General features: G+C 59.7%; 13 protein-coding genes and 2 pseudogenes. 10 read left to right on the top strand and 5 right to left on the bottom strand.

The window, feature by feature from the left end:
* Nucleotides 1–17 precede the first annotated feature (17 nt).
* The 6 genes from AC5ZG5_RS44575 to AC5ZG5_RS44550 all read left to right on the top strand — a co-directional run bounded on the left by AC5ZG5_RS44575 (nt 18) and on the right by AC5ZG5_RS44550 (nt 5,329).
* Entirely contained in the window at nt 18–245 is a 228-nt protein-coding gene (locus AC5ZG5_RS44575) for a hypothetical protein (RefSeq protein ID WP_080664150.1), read from the top strand.
* Between the two features lie 234 nt (nt 246–479).
* On the top strand, nt 480–1,406 hold the full coding sequence (gene ku / locus AC5ZG5_RS44570; RefSeq protein WP_456647186.1) for a non-homologous end joining protein Ku: 927 nt from the start codon (nt 480–482) through the stop codon (nt 1,404–1,406).
* Between the two features lie 77 nt (nt 1,407–1,483).
* Entirely contained in the window at nt 1,484–2,389 is a 906-nt protein-coding gene (locus tag AC5ZG5_RS44565; protein ID WP_456647187.1) for a ribonuclease Z, read from the top strand.
* Nucleotides 2,390–2,413: 24 nt separating this feature from the next.
* Nucleotides 2,414–3,031: a cell envelope biogenesis protein TolA gene (locus tag AC5ZG5_RS44560; protein WP_456647188.1), complete on the top strand. Its 618-nt coding sequence runs from the start codon at nt 2,414–2,416 to the stop codon at nt 3,029–3,031.
* 747 nt (nt 3,032–3,778) lie between these two features.
* Nucleotides 3,779–4,264, top strand: coding sequence for a phasin family protein (locus AC5ZG5_RS44555; RefSeq protein ID WP_496165544.1), 486 nt, complete (start codon nt 3,779–3,781; stop codon nt 4,262–4,264).
* 84 nt (nt 4,265–4,348) lie between these two features.
* On the top strand, nt 4,349–5,329 hold the full coding sequence (locus AC5ZG5_RS44550) for an alpha/beta fold hydrolase (RefSeq protein ID WP_496165543.1): 981 nt from the start codon (nt 4,349–4,351) through the stop codon (nt 5,327–5,329).
* A 303-nt stretch (nt 5,330–5,632) separates the two neighbouring features.
* Here the strand turns inward: AC5ZG5_RS44550 and dinB are convergent.
* Nucleotides 5,633–6,735: pseudogene (dinB, locus tag AC5ZG5_RS44545) on the bottom strand (DNA polymerase IV).
* Nucleotides 6,736–6,928: 193 nt separating this feature from the next.
* Here dinB and AC5ZG5_RS44540 point away from each other — a divergent pair.
* Nucleotides 6,929–7,144, top strand: coding sequence for a hypothetical protein (locus AC5ZG5_RS44540; protein WP_456647121.1), 216 nt, complete (start codon nt 6,929–6,931; stop codon nt 7,142–7,144).
* Nucleotides 7,145–7,453: 309 nt separating this feature from the next.
* On the opposite strand, the gene AC5ZG5_RS44535 is transcribed toward AC5ZG5_RS44540, so the two are convergent.
* A complete protein-coding gene (locus AC5ZG5_RS44535; RefSeq protein WP_456647122.1) occupies nt 7,454–7,714 on the bottom strand; it encodes a hypothetical protein in 261 nt (86 codons plus the stop codon).
* A gap of 142 nt (nt 7,715–7,856) precedes the next feature.
* Nucleotides 7,857–8,050 (bottom strand): annotated as a pseudogene (locus tag AC5ZG5_RS44530) (DUF3072 domain-containing protein).
* A 97-nt stretch (nt 8,051–8,147) separates the two neighbouring features.
* On the opposite strand from AC5ZG5_RS44530, the gene AC5ZG5_RS44525 reads away from it, so the two are divergent.
* On the top strand, nt 8,148–8,381 hold the full coding sequence (locus AC5ZG5_RS44525) for a hypothetical protein (RefSeq protein WP_456647123.1): 234 nt from the start codon (nt 8,148–8,150) through the stop codon (nt 8,379–8,381).
* Complete coding sequence (locus tag AC5ZG5_RS44520) at nt 8,375–8,599, top strand: hypothetical protein (RefSeq protein ID WP_456647124.1); 225 nt, start codon at nt 8,375–8,377, stop codon at nt 8,597–8,599. The genes AC5ZG5_RS44525 and AC5ZG5_RS44520 overlap by 7 nt, the downstream gene beginning before the upstream one ends.
* Before the next feature lie 25 nt (nt 8,600–8,624).
* Here AC5ZG5_RS44520 and AC5ZG5_RS44515 read toward each other — a convergent pair whose 3' ends face one another.
* Nucleotides 8,625–8,843, bottom strand: a complete 219-nt coding sequence (locus AC5ZG5_RS44515) for a hypothetical protein (protein WP_349642721.1) — start codon at nt 8,841–8,843, stop codon at nt 8,625–8,627.
* Nucleotides 8,844–9,934: 1,091 nt separating this feature from the next.
* Here AC5ZG5_RS44515 and AC5ZG5_RS44510 point away from each other — a divergent pair.
* Complete coding sequence (locus AC5ZG5_RS44510; protein ID WP_028165752.1) at nt 9,935–10,138, top strand: cold-shock protein; 204 nt, start codon at nt 9,935–9,937, stop codon at nt 10,136–10,138.
* A 635-nt stretch (nt 10,139–10,773) separates the two neighbouring features.
* Here the strand turns inward: AC5ZG5_RS44510 and AC5ZG5_RS44505 are convergent.
* Nucleotides 10,774–11,145 (bottom strand): cupin domain-containing protein, encoded by a 372-nt coding sequence (locus AC5ZG5_RS44505; protein WP_456647125.1) that lies wholly within the window; start codon nt 11,143–11,145, stop codon nt 10,774–10,776.
* Nucleotides 11,146–11,538: the final 393 nt, after the last annotated feature.

Below are 11,538 nucleotides of genomic sequence, written 5' to 3'. Positions count from 1 at the left end.
AACATAGGGAGAACGTTATGCGTTCGGCTGTCCTGGTTCTGGCCATTTTGCTGGCCGAGACTGCACTATCTTTTGCACAGGGCCACATGGGCACCCCACAAGAACAACAGGCCTGCCGGCGAGATGCGCAGCGCTTTTGCAGAAAGCAATTGGACAATGATTTTGCGGTACAACAATGCTTGCAGCAGAACAGGACCAGGCTGAGCAAAAGCTGCCAAAAGGTATTTGCCAGCCACGGGATGTGATATCTTCTTGCTCGGCTGGTCGCGCGATGATGCAGCTCGCTGCGTCGCGAAGAACGACCGGGCGCCGACTCTGGAGATGCCATCGACGCGTCGAGCCTTAAGGTACGCCGCAGTTTTCCTGAAGCCAGCCAGCGGTTTTAAAAGTAAAATGAAGCGGCAAGGGCGGGAATTGTCGGAACAAGCCTTCCTTGATCGTCTTGAATCCAGTCGCATCGAAACCGGAGTACTGCGTACATGGCTCCCCGCGCCAACTGGAAAGGCTTCCTGCGTCTGTCACTCGTGACTTGTCCGGTGGCGCTGTACCCGGCCACATCCGAGAGCGAGAAGATCTCGTTCAACCAGCTCAATCGAAAGACCGGCCACCGCATCAGGTATCTGAAGGTCGACGCCGACACCGGCGAGGAGGTCGCCAACGAGGACATCGTCAAGGGCTACATGCTCGACAAAGAAACCTTCATCGAGGTGTCGAAGGAAGAGCTCGAGGAGGTGGCGCTCGAATCCACCCGGACCATAGACATCGACGAGTTCGTCGATCGTGAAGAAATCGACCCGCGCTACTTGATCCGCCCTTACTATCTCCGGCCGGATGGCAAGGTCGGCCACGACGCCTTTGCGGTAATCCGCGAGACCATCCGCGAGATGAACAAGGTTGCGATTGGGCGGGTGGTGCTGACGAACCGCGAGCACATCATCGCGCTCGAGCCGCTGGACAGGGGCCTGGTCGGGACGTTGCTGCGATATCCGTACGAAGTCCGCTCCGAAGATGAGTATTTCGACGAGATCCAGGACGTCAAAGTCACGAAAGACATGCTTGATCTGGCCAGGCACATCGTGAACCAGAAGAGCGGCCGTTTCGAGCCAGACAAGTTCGAGGACCAGTACGAGACGGCCTTGATCGATCTCATCAACCAGAAGCGAGCCGGCAAGCCGATCACCCCCAAGGAGCGACCGCGCGGAGAGAACGTTGTCGATCTGATGGAGGCGTTGCGGCGCAGCGTCGGCAAAGAAGCGGAGCCGGCGAGGGCTGCCAAGCCGGCCAAGAAGGCGCGGAAGGCGACGGCCGGACAGAAGGAAATGCTGATGCCGATCCAAGGCAAGAAACAGGCGAAGGAGACGACCGCGAAGAAGCCAACGAGCAGGCAACAGCGAAAGTTGGCCTGACTCGGAAATGATCTCCTGGCACGAGGGCGTGAGCGTTTTCGGCCAATCACATCGAGAAGAGAGACGCTAGGCCAAGAATGTTCGCGCTCACTTTCCTGGGGACGTCGGCAAGCGTCCCGTCGGCCGGACGCAACCACCCGGCACTTCTCGTCGAGGCGGGAAATCATCGCATCCTGGTCGATTGCGGAGAGGGGACACAGCGCCAGCTGCTGCGCGGCGGCGCCGGCTTTCGAAGGCTCGACCGGCTCCTGTTGACCCACGGCCATTTCGACCACGTGCTCGGCATTCCTGGTCTCTTTTCGACCCTGCGATTGCGGCAGAGCACCGAAGCCATAACGATCCACGGTGGTCCCGGCACACTCGAAGTCGTCGTCCGTATGCTCGCGGGCCTGTGGGGTGAGGGAAGGGCGCCTATTCCGCTGCAGCTCGTTCCGTTGACGGCGGGCCAGGTCATCGACGCCGGCGAGTTTGCGATCGACTCCTTTCCGGTACGCCACCGCGACACCGATAGCTTCGGATTTTCCTTTGAAAGCTCGGCCCGCCGTCATCTTCGGCCGGACCGCCTCGCCGCGCTCGGCGTGCCGGACGGCCCGGTGCGGAAGGAGCTAGCGGAGGGAAGGCCGGTGACGCTGATGGACGGTAGGACGATTGATCCCGAAGACGTCCTCGGGCCGCCGGAGGGGCAGAAGAAGGTCGTCATCGTGGGGGATGCCGAAACCACTGTTGGCTTGGCCGAGCACGTTCGCGGCGCCGACGTACTCGTGATCGAGGCCACTTTTCTGGATCGCGATGCGGCCATCGCGCGGGACTACGGACATCTCACTGCGGCGGAGGCGGCCTCCCTCGCAGCCAAGAACGACGTCAGGCTGCTCGTCTTGACCCACATTTCTGGCCGCTACACCGATGAGGAAATTCTGGCTGAGGCGACAATGACGTTCCCGAACAGCCGGGTTGCGACGGATTTCGACCACGTCGTGATCTAACCGGGCGCGCAGGAGAGCACGCGGATGGCGCGGACGCTGAAGACGTACCAAACCTCGCTGGGCTTCTTCGACTTGGCGGTCGCGGCGCCGTCGATGAAGGCGGCTCTGGAGGCCTGGGGCGCCGACAGCAATCTCTTCCACCAGGGCGCGGCGAAGCAGAGCGAGGATCCCGACGTCATCGCCGCGACCATGGCGGCGCCGGGCGTCGTTCTGAAGCGCCCTGTCGGCTCCAGCGGAGCATTCAAGGAGCACGCGGAACTGCCGACCGATCTCGCTCGCGACGGCAGGTCGAAGAAGTCAGGCCGCAGGTCGCCGAACCGAAAGCCGCAGAAGCATCCAAACCGAACCGAAGACGAGGCTGCCGACCGGAAAGCCGCACTCGCTTTCGAGAGGGAGCAGAAGCGCCGCGAGCGCGAACGCGCAAAGGAAGAGGCTGCCCGGCGGAAGGAGCGCGAGCGACGGCAGCAGGCCGTCGACAACGCGCAAAACGCCTTAGATGCAGCCCGGCGGAAGCACGAACAGAGCGCCGCTGACCTTCAGGCTGAGCTCGAGCTTATCGAGGAAAAGGCGCAGGCTGAGGAAGCGCGTTGGGAGAAGGAGAGGGCTCACCTAGAGACCGCGTTGCGGCGAGCGCGCGCGTAGGTGTTGCGGTCCTCCGGCTACCAGACGAGTAGCGACTGGACGGATCGCCCCGCTCTTACCGTCTTGTGCCGTAGTGGCATAGTTTGGAATTGGGCAATGGCCTAATATGACGTCTGTGCACTTGTGGACACACGCGAGGCTTAAGCAGTAGTACACTCTTAGCCGTCACCGCGCGGTCTTGTGGCATTTATCGGTGATGAGAACGCCGGTTGCGCTCCCGCCCTCCCCGAACCGAGGAGCCGCCATGCAGCAGCGCCGCCGTTTCAAACAAACCACATCCCTGGATCAGCGGTTGATCGACGAAGCTCAGCGCTTGCGAAAAGAGGCGCGAGGCACTCCGCACAGCGTCAAGCGCGAACGGCTTATCCGAAGAGCTCGTCAGGCGTAAACGAGTGGCTCCGGTCGCCCGGACTGAGGGCACCCACATAACCCATCCACTCAGCTGTTACACCTACGCGATCCGCGGACGACAACTACATCCGGACGTTGAGATTATCTGCGATGACGACGAGGCAGCCAAACGTCATGCGAAGCAGTTAGTGGGTGGACGCATAGAGCTATGGAAGGAGGCGCGCGTGATCACAACCATCCAGCCGGAGGAATGAGGCCGCCTCGTTGGCAGCCTCTTAGGCGTTGAACTAAGTTCACGTGGGAAAGTCCTATAATCCCGCGTTAGGAACGCTACACCGCAAGGCATGTTTTAGAAATGACCGTTGTGGTCGAGCTACCCATTCTTTGGAGCCTCAGATGAGTAACCGTAAACGAGCGATAGCGTCAAAACGCGCCCGCGACCCTAGAAAAGCGGTACCGGCCCGACGGAACAAGCAGGCTGTTGTTAGAAGCCCGAAAGACAACCCTCTGCGCTCTGTTGCCGTAGGCTCGACTGAATCGCGCAAGCGTCATGACGAGTCAAAGCAAAAGAATCCCATCGTTGAGAATCAGATGGCTGCCTCACAAGATGGCTTCCGTCAGACGATGAGGGACAACAATACAAAGGGATTTGATCTTTCTTTAGTGACGGCAAGCCTGCAGGCTTATCAAGCGAATTTTCTGGAAATGGCACAAGCCGACATGCAACTTGCTTTTGAATTCGGTCAGAGACTTGTGACGATCAGGTCGCCATTCGAATTTTTCGCCGTCATTGTAGAATTTACAAGCAGGCGCATCGACACCTTCCGGAAGTATTCGAAGCAGATGGCTGCGTATCCGTTCTTGGGGCACGCGACCCCTTAGTGGTCGCCGCGCGCTGGCCAAGGTCGCGGTTGCTCCACCCATTCGAAGTAACCCGCCAGCGCGGACCATCTAAGGATTGACCCGATGTCCACAACTGAAACCGTCCTGCTGATAGTCTTGGCCGGGCTTATCGTTCTAATCCTCGGCAAGATTGCGTTTCAGGTGGCAGCGGAGCGAAAGAACCCGCCGATCGGCGCCTTCATCGAGTGCGACGGAGTGCGCCTTCATTATGTCGAACGCGGCGATGCCGCCGCGCCTTGCGTGGTCCTGTTCCACGGGAATGGCACCATGATTCAGGATCTCGTCCTAAGCGGTCTGGTCGACCGCCTAGCCCCCGGCTACCGCGTCGTTTGCTTCGACCGGCCAGGGTTTGGCTACAGCCACCGTCCCCGCATGCGCATCTGGACAGCCACAACGCAAGCTACCTTGTTCGCAAAGGCTCTTGACCAGCTTGGCGTGCGCAATCCCGTCGTGCTGGGCCATTCCTGGGGAACGCTGGTGGCGATCGCGCTGGCGCTGCGAAGCGACTATGCCGTAAGTGGGCTCGTGCTCGCGTCCGGCTACTACTTTCCGACCTTTCGGATGGACTTTTGGCTCATGTCAGGTCCGGCACTGCCACTGCTCGGCGATCTGATGCGCTACACCATCTCGCCGATCACATCGTGGGCCCTTATGCCGAAGCTTATTCGCACGCTGTTCGCGCCGCGTGCCGTTCCGCCGGAATTCAAGAACGAATTTCCGATCTCACTGTCTCTCCGGCCCAAGCAACTGAGGGCGGCAGCCGAAGAGAGCGCGTTTCTTCTTCCAGCCGCCGCACAGTTGCCGCTTCAATATCAGGGCATCCGATGTCCCGTCAGGATCGTGCATGGAAAGGATGACCGGCTCATCGAGCCCGACCAATCGCGCCGCCTGCACCAGGCGTTACCCCATTCCGAGCTAGATCTGGTCGAGAATGCCGGTCATATGGTGACGTATGCAGACACGCCAAGGATCGCGGATGCCGTGGCGGCGCTGGCGCTCACCGCACCGACGAGGCCGGAACTTGGAGGCGAGGCCTCGGCGTAAATAATCCGGATGTTGACGGAAGGTGTCAGCCCGTCTCGCTGGCACCTGCGGATTGGCATCTCTGCAGCATTGAATGTGTACGCACCACTATCAAGGCAGCCGAACGCTCGGTCTTGCCTTTCCACCAACACTGCTTGCCGCTGCAGACGAGGTGATCGCGTAGGCTTCTTGTTGCAATGCGTGAGTCCGGAAGTGGCCCATCCCCAACATCTTGTGAGGTCTGATTTAGTGCCTCCTCTTAGGGCTACAGCAGACATCCGCACCGACTGAGCTATAGATGAGTGGATGGATGCCCCAGTCGGTTCAAATCCCGAAATCCAGTTGCGGCTTCGCGTCGTCCCCGCCTTGCAGGGAAGACAGCGAGACCCCCAGGAGGCGCACCGCTTTCGGAAGGGGCATGTTGTCCTTCAGCAGGCTAGTGGCGAGTTCTGCAAGATCGTTGCGGTTCGCGACCGCCGAAGAGACGGACCGGCTGCGCGTGATGATCTCGAAGTCGGCGAACTTCACTTTGAGCGTCACCGTTCGCCCGCGGGTGCCCGTCGACTCGCAGTGCCGCCAAATCTTGTTGATCAGCGGGTCGAGCTCTGCCGCCATGGTGTCGAAGTCGGTTAGATCGATCGCGAACGTGTTTTCCGCGCCGACAGACTTTCGGATCCGGTTGGCTCGAACGGGCCGTTCGTCGACGCCGCGCGAGATCCAGTAGTAGTAGGCGCCCGCCTTACCGAAATTGGCGTTCATGAATTCGAGCGTCTGATTGCGCATGTCAAGGCCGGTAAAGATGCCAAGCCTGTCCATCTTTGCGCGTGTCGCCGGACCGATGCATGGAATTTCTCGACGGGGAGCTGTTCCACGAAGGCAGGTCCCATCTTCGGCGTGATGACGAACTGGCCGTTCGGCTTGCGGTGGTCGGAGGCGAGCTTCGCCAGGAATTTATTGTAGGAGATGCCGGCGGAGGCGGTTAGGCCGGTCTCATTCAAAATCTTTGCCCTGATCGCGGTTGCGATCTCCGTCGCGAGGGGAATGTTTAGTAAGTTCTCGGTGACGTCCAGATAGGCCTCGTCCAGCGATAGTGGTTCGATGAGCGCGGTGTGCTCGGCGAATAGCGTGCGGATATGTCTTGAGATTTCCTTGTAGACGTCGAAGCGCGGTTTGACGAAGATCAGGTCCGGACACAGCCGCCGCGCCGTCACCGATGGCATCGCTGATCGGACGCCAAATTTGCGGGCGTCATAGCTGGCAGCGGCGACGACACCGCGCTCCTTGGACCCGCCGACGGCGACCGGCTTGCCGCGCAAGTCGGAATTGTCCCGCTGTTCAACCGAAGCATAGAACGCATCCATGTCGATGTGGATGATCTTACGTTGTCGCGGTTCGACGCTATTCTGATGCTGATGCGCAGATGCCATGTGGCAATCATACAGGAAGCCGTTGCCAAGGTCGCTTCCCCTGCCAGCAGTGGAAAACGGGGACAAGGCTCGGATGTGCTGGTTGCTCAGGATCGCCGGGCGATGCTGGCAGTTGAAGCGAAGTCTCTAGGTGGAGGACATATACGGCGCTGCACCTCCTCGACGATTGCTCTGTTCATCTCGGATGATTGCGATGCAGAAATTCGATGAGCGAATGATGGCCAACCTGGAAGTGGTTCTGAACCACGCTTGCCGCGGCCTGCCCAACAGCGGTGGCTCTCATGAGCACCGCAAGTTCATCGCCAAGAAGCTGATGCGGGCTGCGCAGCAAGGGAAGAGGACGCTGGGCTCGCTCGAAGTCGTAGCGCGCCAAGCGCTGCAGAGACTCTCGCGAGGGAGGACCGCTTGAAAGGCTCGCACCATAGCAGCAGCTGTTGCCGACATGTCACCAAGCCGACGGCGCGCCGGTCTATGGTCGCGCCAAAAGGGGGGATAGGCATGTACGACGTGTACTTGAACGGCCGGAACGATCTCCTGGTTATTCCACGGGGGCACGCCGTTCCTTTGCATTTGAGCGGCAACTGGCGGAAGAAGAAACGCGCAGTGCGGTCGGTGAGCGAGAAAATCCGTCACGACGTGCAGCACCGCGGCTACCATCGCCGGAGCCTTGTTGGCGATCGGTCGAATGCGCGAAAAGCGCCATCCCCGGTTTTCTAGTCTAGGGCGGGCACTCCGGGCAGGTATCTCCGATCGAATCGAGCGCTTCAACGATGGCGGCAGCCGCAGCCTGGTAGGAAACGCCGGCCGGCGGATTCTTACGAGCGATGTCGAAAGCCCGTTCTCTGGCGTGCGGATCGGCGCGGTCCTGCATCCATCCGTGCTCTTCGCATTCGCGGATGGCGCCGGCTTCCAGCAATACAGAGATCGCCCATCCTCGCAGCGTCCGGATCGGCGTGCGCCGTTCCCTTGTCATCAGCATGTGAAGGCTCCTGGTGCGCCAAACGAATCCGCGAGCTCAACTTGCGTTCCGGCGAGGTAGCACAGGGCAGGGATTCGCAAATGCGGGAGCAGTCCCCTTTTCCACCGCGATGGGCACCCATGGTGCTCAAGGATGCCGCGGGCTACGGTGCCAACCCCGCTTTCTTCCGTAGCTCATCGATCAGCTCGGAGGCTTCCGCCTTGGTCAGCTCGTTCTCCGTCGGGTCGGGCTCTGTGCCTGCTCCGCAAGAGTCCTGAGGTACGACGCTTGCGCGCCGGTCATTGGATCATGTCCCGAAACTCGCTCATTCGGGTCCTTTTCGGTGTTGTCGGCCATGATGAACCTCCAAAAATCTCGCTCCGGTCCCAACTTGTAACTTGAAAGAATGTTCCCGTTTCGTTCTAATGATGAGCTCCACGCAAGAGGGGCCTCCATGCCGGATCTCGAGTTCGTCCGTCGGCAAATCGAATACATGCGCGTCCAGGTCGGGCGTCAGCGAAACGACATTTTGAAGCTACAACGGGCAGGGATCTGTACCGCGTCTGCCGAAATCCTCCTGCAGCGGATGCGCGCGAAGATCGAAGGGCTTTGCGCCGAGCGCGACAGGCTCAGGAAGGGGTTGCCAGGGCCGACCGCCGGCAAGGTGTTAGGAGGCCGGAAGTGGTGAACTACTTCTCTGACAGTCCGGAGCAACCTCCCTTCTTCAAGGCCCTTGCGGAGGTGCGTCAGTTGGCGACGCGGGAAGGGTGGTGCTTTCACCACGTCCAGGCAATCATTGTTGCTATCGACCAATATGCCGAAGCGGCCACAGGCAATCGGTTGTTCTTTTTGAACCGGCCGCATTCAATCGGTGGCGACCGGACGCGCGGAGACGATGTTCCCTAAAGGCGCCGGCTACGACAGCATGAATTCAGTGAGCGAACTGCTTCGGCAGGACCATCACGATGTTGACCTCGCGCTTCAAGATCTTAGAAGCCGTGATCTGGATGTGAAGTGAGAAGTTGTCCTCCACCTCAGCCGCGATCTCCTCATCCTTCGCGTAGACGAATAGGATGTCGCCGTCGAGCTCATCGAAGTGAATGCCCGCGAACAGCCGGTCAAACGTCTTCGCGCCTACGATCAGCGCCATGCGGGCTTGTATTGCCTGGTCTTGGACTTCTGTCAGGTTCATGCACTGAAGATAGAGTCCATCGGGTCGATTACAAGGACGAGTGAGCGCGGTGCGCTAAAGGCTCGCGCGGTTCGCCTGATCGCTTTAGCGGTCTGGCGAGCGCTCTCGATCCTGATCACACGGTTGGTGACAATCGGCAACAATGTCTTCGGGGGTGATTTGCGGGGCGAGGGCGATGCGGGGTGGCCGATTTCCTCGTGGCACACGGCTAGGGGGCGATCCAGAATCCGACTCCGATAACCGTCAGCGCTACGACGATGATTAGGATGTCGGTTGTTAACCAGTCCGGTATTCGCTTCGCAGGTTCAGCCATGGCTTGACCCTCCGCTACCGGCATTCTCCGACATGCCCAAGCGAGGCGATGTGAGCTGCCTCACGAAGGGTGGGAAAAAGTGGCAATTAGCTTTGAAGCATAGGGAGCGGAGCGGCTGCTTTCCCGCCACTCAAAAGTCGGGCTTCAGACGGAAGCGTGCGCGTTGTCAGCACGACGCCGCCAGTCCCTATAATGCTGCCAACCAAGACAACCGATAAGCAGGTCGGCTCGCGCTGAAGATCTTTGGTTCTCTCGTCTCCGTCGGGTCGCTCGCGCTGCCCTCGATGGGTTCAAAATTGCGCCGCCGGGCTAGAAATATAGCGTCCCGGCGGCGTTCATCTCACTGGTGCCCTGAAATCCCAGTACCGTCATCCTAACAAGGCGCTATTGGGGTTTGTGTATGAAATGGCACACACTCGATGGCCAAAAGGAAGCAGCCCGGCCCAGGGGACAAATCCGGACCGAGCTGCCTGGGGCGCTACGCACGTGGATCCTGCGTGCGACCATTCAACGTTTCCACAAATGGACTGTTCCGCGTGGCCTCGCTTGCCGTGCCGACGGGCAAGAAGAACTTCGTTCTCGGACGAAGAGACTACGGGGCCCAGAGCCGGAGAAAACCAGCTCGCCCCGGGCATGGACCGAGCTGTCAGGGGGCAGGGTGCAGGCGGCTTTTTCTTGCCCTCAACCGTCGGGCCGCACTAAATTACCGCCATTGGTTCAAAAATGGAGTGCCGGCGTGGCAACGGGTATTGTGAAGTGGTTCAATGCAACCAAAGGTTATGGATTTATTCAACCTGACAAGGGCGGCAAGGATGTCTTCGTCCACATCTCGGCCGTTGAAAAAGCGGGGCTGAGCGGTCTCAATGAGGGGACCAAGGTCAGCTACGAAGAGATGACCAACAGGGGCAAGACGTCCGCTGAAAATCTAAGAGTCGGATGAATTCAAAACCGCCAGTTCACGCTGGCGGGCTCCTTTCAGAGTGTGTTGGCGAACCTCAGCCGGCGCTAGTTGCAGGGCGCGTTTATCCACGCGCCATCGTATCGCCTGTATCCACACCCAGGCGGACCGGGAAGCCGCCCAGAAGGGCATTAGCGCGCGGACCGCGCGGAGGCGGAAGCTTGGTCGTTGCGCATGGAAGGCTACGGCGGGACCAGCCATCCCTGACGCCCGTCGGCTCCTAGCTGTTGGCTTGCGCTCGGCTGCGCCAGCGCTCATGACCCAGCAACGAGATTCACGATTAAGGCGATCGTCAGCAATGCCGCCAACGCAATTAGACCGACCGAGATAGGAAGGTCGTCCGCGGAGTTCATCGGGTTTCTTGTCCTTGTGGAGCTCGGGGCGGAGGTGGCGGTAGAACCCGCTCGGTGAAGTGCGTGGGTTACCTCGATTTGGCATGTTTGTGAGGAATTAGATGTGGCCCGGATCGCATTTCCGAATGCGAAGTTGAGCTTCCCACAGGCCGCGCCGGTTCCCTGGCAGGCTTGTGAAGCGTCGCGGAGAACGACCAGGCGCCCACCGTCCGGCAATGCAATCGGCACATCGAATGAGCGACCCCAGCCGTTCTCTGGTCGAAGCTATTTCGCAGGCACCATGAGTGGCTTACCCTTATCGACTATATGGACCGTTAGCATTTTGAGTGCTTTGTCGCCGCCCACCTTGAAGCCGCCATGTGGGACGTCGCGCACATTGATGACAGCTGCCCCGGCGGGGAATTGTCTCTCGCTCCCATCCGGCAACAGCAGTGTTGCGCCCTCTAGCACATAGACGGCCTCCTCGCCATTATGGGAGTGTCGGGCGAGGCTGTTACCTGGGGGCACCTCCACGACGGCAACAATCACTTCCATGTCGGTGCCGGTTAGGTCTGCTTTCTTTAGTTCGGTTCGGTTGGTCTGAGCGGTGGCCGCAGTAGTGAGAGCGAGAGAAAAAAGCATTGCCAATCGAAGCATGATTATCTCCCCGAAATGCCTTTGTTGTAATGGATGACCTCCGACCAGTTCGGCCGGGGATCAACCCACCCCACGGAGCCGCAATGGCTGCATTTCAGGTGGGCGCAGATATCGTACCAATCCCAATCCGGAAGTCTATCAAGCGCCACTTCGGCAGAGTGCCAGCAGCGGGGGCGGCGCAGGGTCATCGGCGCCGACATACGCGCCCATGTCACCAGCAGGTCATTCTAGAGGCGGTGCCGGCGATGTAGCGGGCGTAATCATCGTGTGATTGCGATTGTCGGTGTAGTCAGACTAATTTGAGGCCGGGACAGTGGTATCCGTCCGGTGAAGGCCGCCTTGCCGAATGAGGCGTGTTGTTGAGAACTGTCCTTATGGACAGTGATAGGCGCA

Source organism: Bradyrhizobium sp. Ses1, from assembly GCF_059512365.1.
Note: the sequence above shows the minus strand (reverse complement) of the source record. Positions and strands in the feature narration are given on the sequence as shown.